Annotated in this window: 18 protein-coding genes; 11 read left to right on the plus strand and 7 right to left on the minus strand. The window is 47.1% G+C overall.

The features are described 5' to 3' along the window. Positions 1-3: 3 nt before the first annotated feature. A complete protein-coding gene (locus B4E62_RS14265; protein ID WP_331352496.1) occupies positions 4-1,785 on the minus strand; it encodes a hypothetical protein in 1,782 nt (593 codons plus the stop codon). A gap of 129 nt (positions 1,786-1,914) precedes the next feature. Between B4E62_RS14265 and B4E62_RS14270 the strand changes: the two genes are divergently transcribed. Next, positions 1,915-2,424 carry a molecular chaperone DnaJ gene (locus B4E62_RS14270; RefSeq protein WP_331352497.1) on the plus strand — a complete coding sequence of 170 codons (510 nt, stop codon included), beginning with the start codon at positions 1,915-1,917 and terminating at the stop codon, positions 2,422-2,424. A 2-nt stretch (positions 2,425-2,426) separates the two neighbouring features. Here B4E62_RS14270 and B4E62_RS14275 read toward each other — a convergent pair whose 3' ends face one another. Further along, positions 2,427-3,230, minus strand: a complete 804-nt coding sequence (locus B4E62_RS14275) for a methyltransferase domain-containing protein (protein ID WP_331352498.1) — start codon at positions 3,228-3,230, stop codon at positions 2,427-2,429. Between the two features lie 38 nt (positions 3,231-3,268). On the opposite strand from B4E62_RS14275, the gene B4E62_RS14280 reads away from it, so the two are divergent. The 9 genes from B4E62_RS14280 (at position 3,269) to B4E62_RS14320 (ending at position 13,468) form a co-directional block, all read left to right on the plus strand. Continuing rightward, positions 3,269-3,583 (plus strand): GIY-YIG nuclease family protein, encoded by a 315-nt coding sequence (locus B4E62_RS14280; RefSeq protein WP_331352499.1) that lies wholly within the window; start codon positions 3,269-3,271, stop codon positions 3,581-3,583. Then, a complete protein-coding gene (locus tag B4E62_RS14285) occupies positions 3,580-4,263 on the plus strand; it encodes a tRNA-uridine aminocarboxypropyltransferase (RefSeq protein WP_331352500.1) in 684 nt (227 codons plus the stop codon). The genes B4E62_RS14280 and B4E62_RS14285 overlap by 4 nt, the downstream gene beginning before the upstream one ends. Further along, complete coding sequence (locus B4E62_RS14290) at positions 4,260-7,178, plus strand: insulinase family protein (protein WP_331352501.1); 2,919 nt, start codon at positions 4,260-4,262, stop codon at positions 7,176-7,178. The genes B4E62_RS14285 and B4E62_RS14290 overlap by 4 nt, the downstream gene beginning before the upstream one ends. Positions 7,179-7,321: 143 nt before the next feature. After that, complete coding sequence (locus B4E62_RS14295; protein WP_310069934.1) at positions 7,322-8,188, plus strand: PP2C family protein-serine/threonine phosphatase; 867 nt, start codon at positions 7,322-7,324, stop codon at positions 8,186-8,188. Between the two features lie 139 nt (positions 8,189-8,327). Continuing rightward, on the plus strand, positions 8,328-10,682 hold the full coding sequence (locus tag B4E62_RS14300) for a bifunctional serine/threonine-protein kinase/formylglycine-generating enzyme family protein (protein ID WP_414633268.1): 2,355 nt from the start codon (positions 8,328-8,330) through the stop codon (positions 10,680-10,682). Positions 10,683-10,701: 19 nt separating this feature from the next. After that, positions 10,702-11,721 carry a helix-turn-helix domain-containing protein gene (locus tag B4E62_RS14305; protein WP_331352502.1) on the plus strand — a complete coding sequence of 340 codons (1,020 nt, stop codon included), beginning with the start codon at positions 10,702-10,704 and terminating at the stop codon, positions 11,719-11,721. Between the two features lie 219 nt (positions 11,722-11,940). Next, positions 11,941-12,306 (plus strand): hypothetical protein, encoded by a 366-nt coding sequence (locus B4E62_RS14310; protein ID WP_310069925.1) that lies wholly within the window; start codon positions 11,941-11,943, stop codon positions 12,304-12,306. Between the two features lie 34 nt (positions 12,307-12,340). Then, positions 12,341-12,775 carry a hypothetical protein gene (locus tag B4E62_RS14315; RefSeq protein ID WP_310069922.1) on the plus strand — a complete coding sequence of 145 codons (435 nt, stop codon included), beginning with the start codon at positions 12,341-12,343 and terminating at the stop codon, positions 12,773-12,775. Positions 12,776-12,967: 192 nt separating this feature from the next. Further along, positions 12,968-13,468, plus strand: coding sequence for a hypothetical protein (locus B4E62_RS14320; RefSeq protein WP_310069920.1), 501 nt, complete (start codon positions 12,968-12,970; stop codon positions 13,466-13,468). On the opposite strand, the gene B4E62_RS14325 is transcribed toward B4E62_RS14320, so the two are convergent. Then, entirely contained in the window at positions 13,434-14,867 is a 1,434-nt protein-coding gene (locus B4E62_RS14325) for an RsmB/NOP family class I SAM-dependent RNA methyltransferase (protein ID WP_310069917.1), read from the minus strand. The two genes, B4E62_RS14320 and B4E62_RS14325, sit on opposite strands and share 35 nt — an antisense overlap. Before the next feature lie 81 nt (positions 14,868-14,948). Further along, positions 14,949-15,542 carry a cache domain-containing protein gene (locus tag B4E62_RS14330; protein ID WP_310069913.1) on the minus strand — a complete coding sequence of 198 codons (594 nt, stop codon included), beginning with the start codon at positions 15,540-15,542 and terminating at the stop codon, positions 14,949-14,951. A gap of 222 nt (positions 15,543-15,764) precedes the next feature. Between B4E62_RS14330 and B4E62_RS14335 the strand changes: the two genes are divergently transcribed. Next, entirely contained in the window at positions 15,765-16,847 is a 1,083-nt protein-coding gene (locus tag B4E62_RS14335; RefSeq protein WP_331352503.1) for a Gfo/Idh/MocA family oxidoreductase, read from the plus strand. A 47-nt stretch (positions 16,848-16,894) separates the two neighbouring features. Here the strand turns inward: B4E62_RS14335 and B4E62_RS14340 are convergent, their stop codons facing one another. The 3 genes from B4E62_RS14340 to B4E62_RS14350 form a co-directional block, all read right to left on the minus strand. Then, complete coding sequence (locus B4E62_RS14340) at positions 16,895-17,584, minus strand: HTTM domain-containing protein (RefSeq protein WP_331352504.1); 690 nt, start codon at positions 17,582-17,584, stop codon at positions 16,895-16,897. Continuing rightward, positions 17,581-18,021: a hypothetical protein gene (locus B4E62_RS14345; RefSeq protein ID WP_331352505.1), complete on the minus strand. Its 441-nt coding sequence runs from the start codon at positions 18,019-18,021 to the stop codon at positions 17,581-17,583. Before B4E62_RS14345 ends, B4E62_RS14340 begins: the two co-directional genes overlap by 4 nt. A 111-nt stretch (positions 18,022-18,132) precedes the next feature. After that, a complete protein-coding gene (locus B4E62_RS14350; protein ID WP_331352506.1) occupies positions 18,133-19,167 on the minus strand; it encodes a hypothetical protein in 1,035 nt (344 codons plus the stop codon). Positions 19,168-19,170: the final 3 nt, after the last annotated feature.

Raw genomic sequence — 19,170 nt, forward strand, 5'->3', positions numbered from 1 at the left:
ACTTTAGTTGAGGCGCAGCGCGCGCACGTCAAAACAGGCAGTAATTTCATCTGTATTCTCTACGTCCATCGCCCTGTCATCGACAATTTCAAGGACATAGGTTCCTACCGACAAAAATCGAGATAAACTCTCCTGATCAATCTGTGTCCCTTCAGCGAAATCCAGCAGATTACCGCGGCGATAGAGATACACATCCGGGTCAGAATCGCCGGAATCATCAATTCCCTCTTGAACACTGATTTGATAAGTACCGGAAGATGCCACTTCCAACAACAGGAATTGCGCAACCGCCAGTTTGTTATAGGCACCAAAACGATTGGTACTGCATACATTTACAGGACTATTGTTTAACGGTAGAGGTTTATAAATTGGCAAGCTACCGGTGTAGCCACCGCTGTTACTTTCATCTACACCGAATGCATCGGTAGTTTCGATATTTTGTTCCAGCAAGAGCGTATTAAAATTGGTAATCTGCGTTGGGACAAGGTTGCGCAATGTATCAGCAAACACATAAATCGACGTCATTGCGGTGTTGTTAGCGTAGCCCGTCGAATTCAATGTTTTAAAGATGTCGGTAAAATCCCGTGCCGCTTTTCCATTATTGCTAGTGTAAAAATTGTAAAGTACTGACTGCACTGATGCCTCTGAATACCAACCACGCACCGTATGATTTTTACGGCTGACATTATTCGTAAAGCCATCCGCTTGTTGCAGACCACTAGCATCGCGATAATTGGGGTCATCCAGCATCATCGCTGAAAATGCGTTGGCAAAACCTTCCGACATAGCGACACGCATATCTAATTTATCGCCATATACATGGTCACCACCAACACTATCCGAGCGAGAAAAATCACTCTCAAGATAATGCCCCCACTCATGCAAAATAACATGGCGATCGTATTCATCTGTATCGTTGTTTTCATCACCTAAAATATAAATCGCAGATCCGCTATAAAAACTGGTGCCGATTTCACCCAACTCCAAATCACCATCAGCGGCTTTATTCTTAGGGCTCCAACGCAGCTCCAGCGAGGGAAAATCAATGTCATTCCCCGCCGCCATAACCTTTTCAACACCAAGCAAAACTGAATCCAATATTGCAAAGGGTGCAGCAACACGTGTTTGTGTATAACCAGTACCAGTCCATCCAGAGGCCGCATGCAAATTGCGCACTGCAGTTGCATTACTCGCTGCCACCAAACTTCCATCCATTACGTAAAGACTATTACCATCAGAGTTGTCAGTCACTTTGAAATTCCAGGCTGGCGATTGGGTGTGCAAGAGCTGCGCCTTTACACGCACCTTCACGAGCTTATTGTTTTCAACGGTAAAACTGTAATTACCAAGATTATCGCTATTGGTAGTAGCCAGAATCAGGTTATTGCTATCGAGCAATTCAACCACCAATCCACGCCCGGCACTTACTTTTGTAGCCGAATAGTTCAAACCAAATTGATTATCGTTGTGCGGGACAAAATCATAGGTCACTTTGCCACTTAGAGTGATCAAATCAGGCAGAGAAGAACTCGCAGCTGATGAGCTCGCTATTGATGAACCGGGGGTAGATGCGATTGACGAGGATATTGGCGATGAACTTGCATCGGAAAGCCCCATTGAACTGCCTGCTGAAGATGCAGGTTTACTGCTCGCCTGCATAAACCCGGATGATCCGCCGCCACCGCCACCACAAGCGAGGAGCAATGTGCAGACGCACACCAGTAGTGTTCGTCCACTCCAGGACAATATTGGTAGAGCCATAGTTGTTTTAATGTCGCGCCCCATTTGGCCTACACCTTTATTGATACAAACTGATTACGTCAAGCATAGCCAAGATCACCGGAGAGCACAAAAATGAGGCTATCGACTGACAGGGCTTGTGCCTATAATGGCGATCTATTTACTGGAGGCGTTATGCTCAAAATTCTATTATTTGCGGTCATAGTGACGTGCATTATTATTGGCAGTGCCCGCTATAAAAAAATGGATCCAGTGCAAAAACGTAAAGCGTTATGGCGTATGGGCACTGGCGTATTCCTCGGTATTCTGATTTTGTTGGTTGTCACTGGAAAAATGCATTGGATTGGCGCTGCTTTGGGCGCTTTACTGCCTTTTCTCCGCAACGCCTACGGCTTGGTTAGCCAACTATTGCCACTCTGGTTGCAGCGCAAAAATGCACAACACAATCAGGCTGACGAACCTCCGCCACCCCAGCACCCTGTGGTGCCCATGCCAATCCAGGAGGCACTGGAAGTCTTGGGCCTGTCGGGAGCAATCGACAAAGGCGAAATTACCGAAGCGATGATTCAGGATGCACATCGCCGGCTGATCCAAAAACTCCATCCTGATCGTGGCGGCAATGATTACCTCGCCGCAAAAATAAATCAGGCGCGCGATCTGTTGCTTGAAAAAATCAAACACTAATATCAGTTGCGCAACAAAAGGTGAACATAGCGCCCCAGCGAGCGATAGGGTTCTTGTTGCGAAAACTCCAATTCCAGCTGCAGCAACGTTTGAGGTTCACGCGCGCGATGCTCTTCATTAAAAATATAATCGTGAAACACACGAATTCCGCTGTGACTAAGCAACTGCAATTGCAAATCACCAATCCACCCTAATACCTGCTGTGGGTCCAGCGGATTTATCGGCGTCAAACTTCCTGCTGAACCACTGTAATCCTTGTTGATGATTTTCTTAAAATTGGTGCGCAGTAAATTTTTGTAAATCAAGGAATGAATATTATAAAAGGTGAGCGATAAATATCCCTGCGGCTTGAGATATCTGAGCAAACAAGGCAGTAAGGAATGCGGTTCCTGCATCCATTCCATCACTGCATGGCAAATCACAAAATCAAATTGATGCTGGTCGTCAGGCAAATGTTGCGGCAAATCCTGTAGCGCGCAATGAACCAATTGCACTCGCTCCGCCAATCCTAATTGATCAACTTTCTCTTGCGCGAGCTTGAGCATTTCCGCCGATATATCGCAAATCACAACCTTGTGCCCGGCTTGCGCCAATTGCAGTGAAAACTGCCCTTGCCCCCCACCAGCATCCAGAATTGTCCAACACCCAGTAGATGCAGTAAAAGGTACAACCGGGATATGCGCCGCACAATCGCGCTCTAGTACTGCAAGGCGAATATCGCCTTTTAATCCACCGTAGATATTTTTTTTAAACCGTTTGGCCAGATCGTCAAAATTGCGATCCTGACCGGTTGATTCTTTTGCCATATAATTCTCATCACCTACTCAAAAACTGCCCTACTGATATGACTTCATCGAACCACTGGTTTGTCTACATGATCCGCACAAGCGATGCGCAAGTGTACACTGGAATTACCACCGATATGGCACGCCGCTGGCGTGAACATGAATCGGGGAAAGCGGGCGCACGCTACTTTCGCGGGCGCAAACCTGTGCAACTTTGTTATCTGGAAGCCGACCACAATCGCTCCACCGCGAGCCAACGTGAATATGCGATTAAATCCCTGAGCGCCAGTGTAAAAAAACAACTTATTGCCGAACAACTAACACAAACACACACGCTTATTGGTCTCCATCAACTGGAGCAATTGCCACATTGAATACTACTCCAGCGACCAAGCGCCCGATCTGTAGCAACTGTAACAGGCCCGTTCGCAACTGCATTTGTGCTCTGATTAGCACTATCACCAATGAGGTTGAAATCCTTATTTTGCAACATCCCGATGAAGCACCTAACGCAAAAAATACGGCGGGATTATTACATCTCAGCCTAAAAAGCAGCCAACTTAAAATCGGCGAACACTTCGTCACACAGGATCTGGACAGTTGGTTATTTGCCGACCAAAAGCAACCGCTACTCCTCTATCCGGAGATACCCGAATATCAGGCCCTGGGACTAGGAGCCCCCCGGACACTCCCATCCCTCAATCTGATGGCACCAAACCAATTGCGGTTGGTGGTAATTGATGCGACTTGGCGCAAAAGCCGCAAAATGCTCTACCTGAATCGCACGCTGCAGATACTGCCCCGGATGATGCTGACAGAAACACCGCCATCCATTTACAAAATCCGCAAAGCGCATAGCGAAAATCAGCTTTCCACACTGGAGGCAAGTTGTTACGCTCTACAGCAACTGGAACAACAACAAGTGGATTATGCTCCCCTATTGTCCGCGATGCGTCTGTTCGTTGCACAACAAAGCGCGTTTGTTCCCATGCTTCATGATCAAAATGACTTATCTAATCCCTTTGCTCCCGACGAGAGAAATCCAAACCTATGAGTTACCCAACGTTTGAATTACTGCGCAGCCAAACTATCGATGCATTAAAAATCCGTGTTGAAGAATATCGCCATAAGGTAACCGGCGCCCAACATATTCATTTGGCTGCCGACAACAATGAAAACGTTTTTCTCGTCGCCCTGCGTACAGTCCCGCACGATTCCACCGGCGTCGCCCATATTCTGGAACACACTGCGCTCTGCGGCAGCCAAAAATATCCGGTGCGCGATCCGTTCTTTATGATGGTGCGCCGTTCGCTCAATACCTTTATGAATGCCTTCACCAGTTCTGATTGGACGGCTTATCCGTTTGCCAGCCAGAATCCAAAAGACTTTAATAATTTGCTCGATGTGTATTTGGATGCGGTGTTTTTCTCGCGTCTGGATGAATTGGATTTTGCACAAGAAGGCCATCGCGTTGAATTTGCTGAAGCGGATAACCCCAATTCTGATTTGGTGTTCAAGGGCGTGGTATTCAATGAAATGAAAGGTGCGATGAGTTCAGTCTCATCGCAAGTGTGGCATACACTCTGTAAATATCTCTACCCAACGTCTACTTATCATTACAACAGCGGCGGCGAACCGGAAGATATTCCCAATTTGACCTATCAGCAACTGCAAGATTTTTATCGCACCCACTATCACCCCAGCAATGCAATTTTCATGACCTACGGTGATATTCCTGCCGCAGTCCATCAAGAAAAATTTGAAGAGCAAGCATTAAGCAAATTTGAAAAACTCGACGAAATTATTAGCGTTGGCGATGAAAAACGCTATCACGCACCCATCGCTGTAGAGGAAGCCTATCCGCTCGACGAAAATGATGCGGATGATATTGAACATAAAAACCATGTTGTGGTTTCCTGGCTATTGGGTAAAACCACTAATCTGGATGAATCACTGGAAGCACAATTAATTTCCAATATTTTGCTCGACAACAGCGCCTCGCCATTACAGCAAGCACTGGAAACCAGCGAGTTGGGCCAAGCGCCCTCGCCACTCTGCGGCTTGGATGACTCATCGCGCGAAATGGCATTTGTATGCGGCCTTGAAGGCTGCGCATTGGAAAATGCAGCAAAAGTTGAAGCGATGATTTTGGGTATCATGCAAAAAGTCGCTGATGAGGGCGTACCACAAGAGCAAATCGAAGCATCACTGCATCAGTTGGAATTATCTCAGCGCGAAGTTGGTGGCGATGGCTACCCTTATGGATTGCAGTTGATCTTGACGGGCTTAACTTCAGCAACCCATCGCGGCGATCCTATCGCATTGTTGGATATGGATGCCGCACTGGAAAATTTGCGCCTTAAAACGCAGAACCCACACTTTATTCAGGAAACCGTACGCAAATGGTTGCTGGATAACCCACACCGTGTGCGCTTGACTATGCGCCCGGATTTAAAAATGAATGGGCGCATCCAAGCCGCTGAAATTGCACGCCTCGCGCAATTAAAAGCCAGCTTAAGCGAAGATGAAAAACAAACCATTATCGCGCGCACTCACGCCTTGCAAGAGCGCCAGTTGCAACAAGACGATGAAAGTATTTTGCCCAAAGTCGGCCTGGAAGATATTCCGGCAAACTTGCATTACACCGCTGGCAGCCACGAAAGTTTTCACAACTTTCCATTGCGCCGTTATAGCGCTGGTACCAATGGCTTGGTGTACCAGCAAATTACTTGCAAATTGCCCGCACTCACCGATGAACAAATAAGCCTACTGCCCTATTACAGTATCTGTCTCACTGAATTAGGCGCGGGCGAAAAAGATTATTTAGCTAACCAGCGCTGGCAATCCCAGGTTGTCGGCTCAATCCATGCCTTTAGCAGCATTCGCGGTGCAGGCGATGATGTGCAAAAAATTGATGCCTATTTAACCCTCTCATCCAAAGCATTGAGCCGCAACAGCGCAGCCATGAATGATTTGATGAAAAATACCTTATTGCATGTTCGCTTTGATGAACTTGGGCGCATACGTGAATTAATTGCACAAAACCGTGCACGTCGCGAGCAGAGTATTACTGGCCACGGCCATAGTTTAGCGATGACTGCCGCTTGTGCGGGAATGAGCCCCGCCGCAAAAGTATCGCATCAACTGGGCGGGCTTGAAGGTATCGCCGCTGTAAAAGCACTGGACAACTCGCTGGAGGATGAAAAAAATCTCGCTAATTTTGCGACGCAATTAAACGCAATCCATCAATTGGTTTTACAAGCGCCCAAGCAATTTTTAATTGTCGGGGAACAGGAACATTTGGATAGCTATCGCGATGACCTGCAAGCGCGCTGGACAAATGAAATAACGCGCAATGATTTCGCTTCATTTGATCTCGCCCCTGTGAGCGAAACGATCCGCGAAGCCTGGATTACCAATACCCAAGTAAATTTCTGCGCTAAAGCCTATCCCACAGTGCCGAGTGAACACCCGGATGCCGCTGCACTTACCGTGCTCGGCGGATTTCTACGCAACGGTTATTTACATCGCGCGATTCGCGAACAAGGCGGCGCTTACGGCGGCGGCGCAAGCCAGGACAGCAACAGCGCTGCGTTCCGTTTTTATTCCTACCGCGATCCACGCTTGAGCGAAACTTTGAAAGATTTTGATGATTCATTGGTCTGGCTGCAGGAGACTGATCACCAATGGCAATCCGTTGAAGAAGCCATTCTTGGTGTTATCGGCAGTATCGATAAACCCGGCTCCCCAGCCGGTGAGGCCAAATCGACCTATCAGGCAGAATTATTTGGCCGCACACGCGAGAAACGCGAGCTGTTCCGCAATCGCGTATTGGCCGTCACAGTTGCCGATCTGAAGCGCGTGGCTAATACCTACTTGGTACCAGAGAAAGCCAGCATCGCGCTAGTCACGCACGCCGGTCACAAAGAGTTGGCAGAAAAAATGGGGCTCACGCTCAAGACTTGTTAAGTAACAACCTGTAACCAAGTGTGCCGGGGCGCATAGTTTTCCCCCGGCCACATAGTTTTCCCCACTAAAGTCATCTAGTATTGCTCGATAACGAATTGCACAACAATTTCTACAATAAGCTGCATTGATACCTGCCGACACTTATGACCATCAGCCCGCTGGAATATAGCGCCGCTTCCCACCCGGGATTACTGCGCGACAACAACGAAGACTGTTTCCTCAGTCGGCCTGAACACGGGCTATGGCTAGTCGCCGACGGCATGGGTGGTCACGAAGCTGGCGAAGTCGCTAGCGCCATCGTGCGCGATACCATTGAACGCGAAACCCAAGACAACCCTAACATCTCTCTCCTCGATTCCATCCAACACGCCCATTCCAGCATCCTCACTTCGGCGGCACGAGGGATAGGCGCGCCCGGTATGGGCTCAACAGTGGTTGCACTAAAAAGTAATTCCGAAAAATATCAGGTGGCCTGGGTCGGAGATAGCCGCGCCTATTTGTGGACCCCCACGCGCGAGGGCGGACGCTTGGAGCAATTGAGTGTCGATCACTCTTATGTGCAGATGTTGGTAGAGACCGGCGTGATTCGTCCGGAAGACGCCGAATTCCATCCGGAAAAAAATATCATTACCCAATGTTTGGGGATGCAGGAGTTGGCGCAGGTCAGGGTCGATGTTGTCGAACACGAGTGGCAAAAAGATCAGTGGATTTTATTGTGTAGTGATGGACTGACTGATGAAGTCAGCGATAAAACCATCGCGCAAATTTTATGTGAGTCACAGGATTGTTTAGCGGCAGTGGATCAATTGCTACACGCCGCACTGACCAGCGGTGGGCGCGACAACATCACCTTACAAATTATTGAATCGCCCTTACGCGATAATTTCGCGCGCAAGGGTTTGTGGCAATGGGTGCCCTATCTCACCGGTAAACCCGGTACCGATGCCTGGATTTTCGGCACAGCACTGGCATCACTATTAGGGCTATTAGTTTATGTAGTACATTTTTAACAATTTCCGACACCTGTACGATTTCTAACAACATCGCACAGCAGCAAAAATTACACTAAAAATTTTATACAGATACTGATTTGTTATGGCAATGCATATTCCCGGCTATCGGGTGATAAGAAAAATTAACCAGGGTGGGATGTCCACAGTTTACCTCGCGATCCAAATCAGCGTGGGGCGTGTTGTCGCGTTAAAAGTAATGAACCCGCAACTCAATAGTGACCCCGCTTTTAGTGAACGTTTCCAACGCGAAGCCACTATTGTAGGGCAATTGTCTCATCCTAACATTGTGGCGATTTACGATATCGGCCGCCATGAAGATTTAAATTACATCGCCATGGATTACCTGCCCAACGGCTCAGTACACGACAAAATGAGCACAGGGTTAAGCGGTGAAGAAGTGCTACGTATAACGCGTGAAATTGCGAGCGCACTTGATCACGCACACGAGAAAGGTTATATCCACCGCGATATCAAACCGGAAAATGTTTTATTCCGCGCCGATAATTCTGCAGTGCTGTCAGACTTTGGTGTAGCACGCGGCCTGGCCGCCAATTCGCGCATGACCCATGTAGGTACAGTCGTCGGCACGCCGCACTATATGAGCCCAGAACAAACTAAAGGCAATAGCGTTGATGGTCGCTCTGACCTCTACAGTTTGGGCATCGTCTTTTATGAAATGCTCACCGGCACGCTTCCCTACCAAGGTGATGAAGCCGTTACCATCGCCCTCAAACATATCAGCGCACCCATCCCCAAATTGCCCATGCAATATTTGGCTTACCAGAAAATTCTGGAAAAATTATTAGCCAAAGACCCGGAGCAGCGCTTTCAGCGCGGGCGTGATTTAATTGTTGCAATCGAGGATTTGGATAAAAATTACCGCGCGCCCAGTACAACGGTAACCCACCCGGCTGATCTTACGGTGATGAATTTGGCGCGCGCACTTATATCGGCAACCTACAATGCCGTGCGTTGGCGCTGGAATAAAATTCGTGCCTTGCGTTGGAATCCGAGCAGGGGCTTTTATCAGCGCCCCTCTACCAAAATCACTGAAATTTTTTTTAATGAACAACACACACCCGCACTGACAGTGCGGGCAGAAATTGAAACCCAAATCCATAAAGCCTTTAGCCAAAAAAATGCAGCCTTTGCAAAACTGGGCACAGCGGCAAGCATTATGATAATTGGTTGGTGTGGCTTTAGTATTTGGTATGCCAAAACGACTAACGCTAACGCAAACGCTTCTTTTACTGGGAAACTGGCACTGGCCACTGCCGATTTTTTTATTGAATTGCCCACCGCAACGCCATTAAACCCGGCGCTCAATACAGCAATCGTATCAAGTAGTGCGCAATCCAGTAGTACCCAAACAGTAAATGCAGTAACACAGGATGCCGCCGCGAATACCACTGCGACGCTGACAACTACCAGTGAGGCAACACTGGCCCCCATTGATATGGCCACAACTGCGTCAGCCAGCAGCAGCGATGCAATCATTAGCGGTGGTTCGTCCAGCAGCTCACCACTTATCACCTATGCACTCACCGTAAAAACCTCACCTGCACAAGCGCGTGTGCGTATATTAAATATTCCTGACCGCTATCAACCGGGCATCCTGTTACCTGCCGGGAGTTATCACATAGAAGTCAGCCAAACGGGTTACGATACACAACGCACCTGGATTGATATTGTCGACCAGGATCTCACCCCTACATTTTCATTAACCGAGAGCATTGCACCGGGAGATGAAATTAGCAGTCAGGTAATTACCTCCATAAAAAGCGACGGCCCGGAGATGATCAGCATCCCCACCGGCACTTTTTTTATGGGGAATAAAGATGACCCGCTAACAATGCCCGTGCATAAAGTCACCATCAGTAAACCTTTTGCGATGAGCAAATACGAAATCACTTTTGACGATTATGATATGTTCGCGCAGGCAACCAATCGCGCATTACCGAGCGATAATCGCTGGGGACGCGGCAATCGCCCGGTGATCAATGTGAGCTTTGACGATGCGAGCGCCTACGTGCGCTGGCTGAGTGAAACTACTGGCAAAAAGTATCGCCTACCAACCGAGTCCGAATGGGAATATGTCGCCCGCGCCGATACCAACTCATTATTCTGGTGGGGCAATGATGTGAAAGAAGCCAGCGGCCGCGCTAATTGCCGCCGCGGCTGCAACAGCAAATTTTCCGGTTTATTCGGCGCGAAAACAGCACCAGTGGGCAGCTACCCTGCTAATGGTTTTGGTATTTACGACACCGCTGGCAATGTCGCTGAATGGGTGGAAGATTGTTTTACCGACAACTACACACTGCACCCGAAAAATGGACAGGCAATGTTAGTAAAAAGCTGTGATTCACATGTGGTGCGCGGTGGCTCGGCAAAAGACAACGCCGAGCGTCTTGCTAATCACATTCGCGATTATCACCGCACTGAAATTTTTGATGTGCATTTAGGGTTCCGTGTAGTGATGGAACTGAAATAGATATGAGCAGCTAAACGTTATGCTAACGGTTCTCAGCCAATGGATGATCGGTTTTTCGTTTGTGTGCCTTGTGCTTTTGTGGCTGGTTTACTGGTCAGTGTTTAAGGCATTTGAAAAAACCTGGCTCTCTAAAATGGCATGCACTTCAATGTTAATTGCACTTGCGCTATTGCAATGGCATCACTGGCAATGGATTGCTCTGGATGAGTCCATTTTCAATAACGCTGCATACTTGGCAATATTGTTTCTTGCCGCTCCGTCGTTTTACCTGTTTAGTCGTGAACTCCTGCAATTCAATACACGCAATCATCCATTATTACTATTGCATTTTATCCCATTAATAATCAGTCCCTGGCTAAGCGGTGTAATCGGTATTCCCATTGCATTTAGTATCGGCTGCGGTTACGCGCTTTGGTTGTGTCTGATCATTTTCAAACTGCGTGGTCAGCGTCAGCATTTCTCACTCGAGTTCGTAACCTTTGCTGCATTTGCAGCCATAGCGCTATTTATTTTATTAATTGGCCTGCTGGCGCCTTGGGTGGGCGAGTTCTGGTTTGTAATTGCCTATAGCAATCTAATCGGGCTGGCTCTACTGGCGATGCTCTACCTACAACTGCGTTTTCCTGATATCACTCAAAAAACCTGCGATGCCGTCGCCGCCAGCTATGCAGCATCCACACTCAAAAACACCGATTGCGCCGCATTGGTGAGCCAGCTAAAACAACTGCTGCTTGAGCAAAAAATCTATCGCAATGAAAACCTGAACTTATCTACCCTCGCCGACAATCTCGCGTTAAGCAGTCACCAAACCTCTGAGCTTATTAATACTCACTTCGGTCAAAGTTTTTCCCGCTTGATTCGCGAACATCGGGTCAATGAAGCCAAGCAGCAGTTAGTTAATGAACCCAAGGCATCGGTGCTATCGATTGGGCTAGCAGTAGGGTTCAGCACCCAGTCAAACTTTTACTCTGCATTCCGTGAACTGACCGGTGAAACGCCGGGCCAATTTCGCAAACGCATGGGGATCGCAGACACTTAACCCTCATCAATTCCTTTAAACGGTATTTCAATCTCTCCATTCACTCCAAAATGATCATTCTGGAGTTTTATAAGCCATTGTTTTTTATAAGAAAATAACGACAGCATAAATACTTATTACAAAACGATAAAAACGGAAGCCCCACCTCTCCCGGATCGACAAAATCCCTGTTGTGCGCTGTAACCGCAGCCAGTACTCACCACACAACAGGAGCTTTTTATGCTGAATCTTGCCATCTACTGTTTTTACCTTGCCATTAGCCTGCTGATCACCATCCACATCGGCAAACTGCTCAACCAAAATGGAGTGATTTTTCTCACCAATCAATTGGTGGGCAATAAACCCTTGGCGCTGGCCATTAACAACCTGCTACTTATCGGCTACTACCTGATCAACATTGGCTACATCTTACTGGTACTGAACCTGGGTACATCGGCCATGGCGAATGGCGAACTGAATGGTCAGCTTTATTTTCTCACCCGCAATCTTGGACTGGTCACTCTCATGCTCGGCGCGATGCATATGATTTTGTTGTACGTACTGGCCAATTGGAAGCCAGATGTTCAGGTCACCGAAGAACAATAATTTCACCACAACCTATTTCCGATTGGAGCACACCATGTCCTTATTTAATTCTGCCTGTTTACGTTTACCCATTGGCCTGTTGTTAGTCGGCTTACTGGTTCCTGCCATTCTTGCGCTGGCTGCACCGCAATTTATCGATGTTTTTGAGGGTTTGCCTCACTGGTTATCCAGTTGGATTTATTTAGCACTCTCATGGCTCGCCGTACGTCTTACCTGTAAACAATTATTGGAATCCAGCTTACCTGCAGATGAATGCCCTAACGGACCCGCGGGTTTACAGGCACATACCCGCACCGCCGAGCTCCTCATTATGGGCACAGCACTGCTAAGCCTGAGCTGGGGATCAGGCCCTGAATACATTGAAGAAGCGATGTTATTTGTGAGTATGCGTTTGGGAATTACGCTGCTGTTACTAGGAGGAATGGTGTTGGTGTTTACCCATATCAAAATGCGGGGACTGCAGGAGTAATAGTGATGAATTCAATTTGGATAAAACGTTTTTCGCTAACACTCATTGCAATTTTATTGCTCAGTGTATGCAAAGAATTCTACCAGCAAAAATCGCCACGAGAACAAATAATCGAATTCTGTGAAGAGTATTACAGCACCGGTAAAAGACCGGCCCACATTGAGTTACCTTGTCACTAATAGGAAATAGATCATGAAAAAAATCATCAAACCCATGCTCGTTATTGAGTTTATCGCCTGCTTCAGTTGCATCGCATTATTGTGGGGAACCGGATGCTTTTTTGCATTTTACTGGCTATTTGATCTCTTTAATAATATTGAGGACAATCTGGCTGGCTTTTTATTCTTACTGTGGATAATCGCCGGTGGTATTGGATTAGCTGGTGCTATCACATTGCTAATCCACCTTCTGCAAACTCAGAATGGAGACGCAAATCCCCGGCAACTAAAAGCCATTATTTATGTCTCGATTATTACTGGCATGATTGCCAATATTATCCTCAACTTTATGTTTAGCGACATTTGGCAAGATGTCACAGTGCAGTTCACATTGAGCGGATTATGGGTAATAGTCATACTCAATGCGCCAATAATCTGCACACTACATTTTCTTTGGCTCAATTGTCGTCACAACCGAGATGTAAGCAAGCGCTGCTGGCTTAAGAATTGTTTACCAACACCGCAACAAACATAGTATCCGAATCCAATTCCGGCACACCTAAAATGCGTTGGGATTGGATGCTAAATTCTGGATGCTGTTGCACAAACCATTCAATTTGCTCTTCGTTTTCACTTACTTGCCAACTGCATGTAGCATACACTAAATGCCCACCTGCCCTTACCGCAGGTGCGGCATTGGTGAGCAGTTGTTGCTGCAACTGAATTAATTCATTGGTGTCATTGGCATCAAAACGCCAGCGGGCATCCGGGTTGCGGCGCCAGGTTCCAGCGGAACTGCAAGGTGCATCAATCAACACCCAATCAAACCCGCGTTGCTGTGCAATTTCTTTCGGCAAACGCAGCGGCTCCAAACCTGTCCAGGTAAAAGCGCGCACATTAAAAATATCCGCGCGTTTCACACGGCGTTTTAATTCATCCAATTTGTATTCATGCAAATCGGTTGCAACCAATGCACCTTTGTTATTCATATGCGCGGCGATCGCGAGCGTTTTACCACCGGCACCAGCGCAAGCATCCCAGACTTTTTGGCCAGGTTTTGCAGCGACCGTTAATGCAATCTGTTGACTGGCGATATCTTGAATTTCAACTGCACCAGTTTTGTATTCATCCGTTGAATGAACACCCAAACCACCGCGTGCCGATAACCGCTGTTGATCATCGAGTTGTGCTTTTACACCTTGGCGCTGCAAGCTCTCGCACACATCAACCACATCCGCATTCTTTTGCACACGCAACCAGAGCGGCGGCGTAGTGACTTGCTGCTGGATAAAATGTTGCAGGGTTTTATCATCCCAATTGCTCACAGTTTTGCGTGCGCTTAATAAATCTGCCCACTGCGGACGCAAGCCATACCACAATAAATAGATGTGAAAATTCTCGGGCGTTGCCTGCGCAGCGAACTGGTTAAAAAATTTGCGTCGATCTTCTGCGTCGCGCAATTGCGCCTGATTTTTTTTCGGTTGATCGCCATTCACACGCAACTGAACCCAGTACCAAAATGACACTGGCACTATGGCCTGGACATCCCGATGCTGCCACTCCAAGTCCCACTGTAACCAATCAATCGCCGTTTCCTGATTGCGGTAGGCAAACTCCAGCGCCGTCGCTAATTGCTGAAAGCGCAGCGCAGAAAACATTGCAAGGCTCAGTGATGCACTTTCGACCGCTTCCGGTTCGGCATTAGGGGCAAAGGTTTTGGGGGTTTTGAATTTATTGTGCTTTTTGACCTCATCATACTCAGGCATGGAGGTCGGCCCGGAATGAGCATATTGGCGCACGGTATTTTTTAGCCACTTATCCAGCGGCATGCTGCCCGCCACCTCTAACCACGCGCGCCAGAGCGGAACCAAGCGGGAATCTTCATACTGGGCGGCGGAAGCGGTTTGTTTGGAGCTGGAGGATGGAGATTGCATAAGAGGCGCCACAATTGGGATCGGGATCAGGAAGACCCAAAAAGTGGCGCATTCTACCAGTGATAGGGGTGCCGATGCAGCTTAACGCTCGGCCGCATCGGCCAGAATATCCAGATTGACCCCAATGGTCAGGGCACCAATGGTTCTGCCACTGGATTTGACCGGTACCGACACCTGGATCAGGTAGGCATTGGCGCTGTCATCAAACTCGGGCGCAGCAATAAATACCTCACCCTGCCCGCCCTTGAAGGTTTCGGTAAATTTCTCTTCGTCGCCCTGCCAGAAATCCGAGGTTTTGTTAGTCATGGCGACATTTGCACCCTGATTGTCCACCACAAACATTTCAACATAATAAGGTTCGGATTTTTCGATAGTCCGCAGCGCCTTGGCTGCATCGTTCTCCATAATTTCACGCATACCTTCGTCGATTCCCTCTTTATTCGCCATCCATTCAGCATCGCGTTTTTTTATGTCATCCATCGACATTCCACGTGAATTGCGCGCCTCAACCGCCGCCACAATCACCGGGTTCTCGCCCAACTTTTCAATTTCAGCGAGGCGGGCATTCAAGGAGTTGGGTACCTCTTCAGCTGCAACTGCCCACGCCTGATGCACCGAGCAACAAGCACCAAGAATAAATAACGTCGTTTTAAGCAAACTTTTATCTAATCTCACGTTTTAATCCCCTATTTCAAATAGGCTCGGGTAACTTATGCGCCACAATCGCCTTTTAAGTAAAGAGGATAAACAACCCATGTCAAGTTAACGCAAAGCAGGATAAGTACCCCATTGATATTTTTAGATTTTTTAACGTAGGGTAATTTTTTGTTTAGCCGTTTGCGCGATGAGGTGATGGGGCTTACAACTAGATAGATAAACTTGTCTGGAGACACCTCAATGGCTCAACTCAACCGCCGCGAACTGCTCAAAGCGCTAGCCGCGCTCGGTGTCGCCGCCCATGCAGCGCCATTATTTGCCAGTTCTGCACCGAACAAACGTGTAGGTGTTGCACTTGTGGGGCTTGGATATTACAGCCGCGACCTGCTCGCCCCGGCATTGCAACTCACGCAACATTGTTATCTTGCCGGCATAGTGACTGGCTCACCGGAAAAAATTCCCGTGTGGCAAAAACAATATGGACTAAAGGATTACAACATCTACAACTACAGCAATATGTATGAATTGGCCAACAACCCGGATATTGATGTTGTTTATGTTGTCACGCCCACCGGCACGCACAAAAAATTTACGGAAATTGCAGCTAATGCGGGCAAACATGTGTGGTGCGAAAAGCCCATGGCGATGAATGCAAATGAATGCCAAGCGATGATTGATGTATGTAAAAAAAACAAAGTGCAATTGACAATTGGCTATCGCATGCAGCACGAACCTAATACGCAGCGCATCATGCAATTCGCCAAAGAAAAACCTTATGGAAAAATCCAAACGATTATCGCTGAAGCGGGCTACAACAGCGGCAATGCAGGATATAGCTGGCGCGCCGATCCAAAACTCGGCGGCGGCGCTGTGTATGATATGGGCGTCTATCCACTGAATGCCGCGCGTTATACCGCTGGCGAAGAACCTATCGCCGTAACCGCAAAAATGGAGAGCACGCGCGAGCTTTATAAAAATGTTGATGAGACCACTGAATTTGAACTGGAGTTCGCAAGCGGCTCACGCGCGCGATGCGCAACAAGTTATGCACGATCGATGAATTTACTACGCGCCGATTGTGAAAAAGGTTGGTATGAACTAAATCCTTTCCAATCCTATTCGGGAGTACAGGGTAAAACCAGCGATGGTATTCAACTCGCACCATCCCCCGCCAACCAACAAGCACGACAAATGGATAATGATGCACTCGCGATTTTAAATAAATCACCGCTTATTGTTCCCGGCGAAGAAGGCATGAAAGATATCGTCATTCTGGAAGCTATTTTTAAAGCGGCAAAAGAAGGCAAGCGAATTACGTTGTAATATTTAAATCCTCGCTCCCAAGCTCCACTTGGGAGTATACCTCCCAATTAAAACACGCTCATCAACCGCGACTGAAACCACATAATCACCGGAAACGCTGCCGGCCAAATCCAGAAAAAACGATTCAATCCAAACAAACACGCATTGGCCAAATGAAATAGCGCCGCAATTCCGAGTGCAACTATTAACAATGTTTGATTAAACAATACCAACGGAAATAACAATTCAAATATCATCACCGACCAGGACATAGCCAGCAACACCTGCGGCCGCCGCGCCCACAAGCGCACACTTTCACTCACGGGATAAGCACTCAACGCAAACACCTGCTGCAACGCTCGGCCGCTGCGCCATTCCGGATTAACTACTTTCACCCAACCGGATTGAAAATAAGAGAGGATTAATTGCACGGTCAAATATCCCAATGCAATTTCCTGCCAATAGCGTGAAGGCGCCAGATGCGATAGCCATAAACATAGCAGCACCAACATAGTCATAGTATCGCTGCCACCATTGTAGGGACCCTGAAAACGCTGGATTAACATTATCGCTGTCACCAACAATGCGGATTCAACCAGCAATGGTTGAAAGCCCAACATCAATAAAATCGCCAGCACTATGCGAATAAATCCCAGCGTTTTTTCTGATTGTTGTCCTCGTATAAATTCCAGGCTTTGCTGGAAAATTGCAAAGCCTAAAATAATCTCAGCGAACCGAACAGCAAGCTCAAGCGTCATTGCCCGTCACCCACATTCCGCAACGCAAACGGTCTGGAAACAAACACAACTTCATCACGCACCTGCCCTGCTTCGGACTCAAGCGCGCGAATACGAAACACCAAATAGTAAAATTCACTACCGACAACCATCTCCTGATTTAAAGCAGCCGCTACCAATCGCTGGCCAATTTCCCGTTCACGAAACTCTGAATAACCTTCGAACAAATGTTCCGCGCAGGTACTGATATACAAACGCTCATTCCACAAGGGATTGTGAAATAGCTGTTGCATACCGAGGGAAAAATTAACTTTTTTGGGTAAGGGGCGAAACGGTAACCACTCTTGCGGCTCGGAGTTTTTATCCGCAACAAAGCCCACCTCAATACGCGGCGATGGACCAATACTGCTGAAGAAGCGCCAGGAGGGGAAAAGTATGGGGAGAATTAGCTTTAACATTTCATATTAATAACAAAAAACCATGGAGAAACATGAGTCAATTTCACGCTACTACTCTATTGAAACACGTGCAGCTTAGCTCATTAACAGGCGGGCTTCGACATTAAAAGTCTATGAAAATTTAAATGCACTCGATGCCACAATACTTTCTTCATTTCTAGCGCGCTTCAATAGAGCACCTAGAAAATCATCAATAAAAGGATCTGATAATGGATGCAACTGAGCTAGATGTGTTTGCATTAGCGGATGTTGTAAACTGGGATTATCCAAACCATGCAATGACCTCAAGCGAAATACACTTAACACCTCGAAAGGATTGTAATATTCGAGCGGAAAATTTTCAAAATCATAAAATCGATTGCTATTCCAACTGTCATGACGACACTGATGAGTATGCCGGTCACAAATTTTTAGCAGAAGGCTCTTTAATTCATCAAGATTATTAGTATTCCATTTCTTCACTAACTCATTAAAAATGTCCACATCATAAGCACATTTTATATTTAATTGCTCCTGCACATCTCTCACCCCATCATATGCGTTAAGCAACCTTACTAGAAAATGCTGTGTCCTACGTCTACCGCAAGAATCACCACCATCGGCAATAATATTTTTAGCGAATGCAGAATTAATGCGATCCCGAAAATCTCTAGCGTAATCCAACCAACCCAATGACAAACACAAGCCCAAGGTGACGCCGTAATGACGTAGATAGCCCGATAGTTTTTGAGGTCTCTCGCCAGTCAAAAACTGTTGGTACGCGAATTCATAAAATTCTAGTTCTAATCGATCAGACCAGTATTTATGCACCACTGTCTCTTTGTAGGAGTCCAACCATGAAACATCGCATGTAAAACATAGCAAACATGAGTCCACCATTTTTTGGATAGAATAACGGTGCAGACTATGCATCATACTTAGACTTGTATATTTATCAGGTTTATAAGTTATGCCACTTTTCCTACATTCGCCTTCACTCATGTGACTGTAAAAAAACTCCTCTCCGCGCGCATATCTAGTCAGAAAATCCAAATCTTTGCTATAACTTACCCCCCAATTCGCTAATGACTTTGTATGTGTAGAAAGCTTGGGGTAGCGCTTATAAACACCATCAATGGTTTCTTTTAATTCATTTGGCTTATACATAGC

The sequence above is a fragment of the Cellvibrio sp. UBA7671 genome, assembly GCA_002483145.1.
GTDB classification, from domain to species: Bacteria; Pseudomonadota; Gammaproteobacteria; order Pseudomonadales; family Cellvibrionaceae; genus Cellvibrio; species Cellvibrio fibrivorans.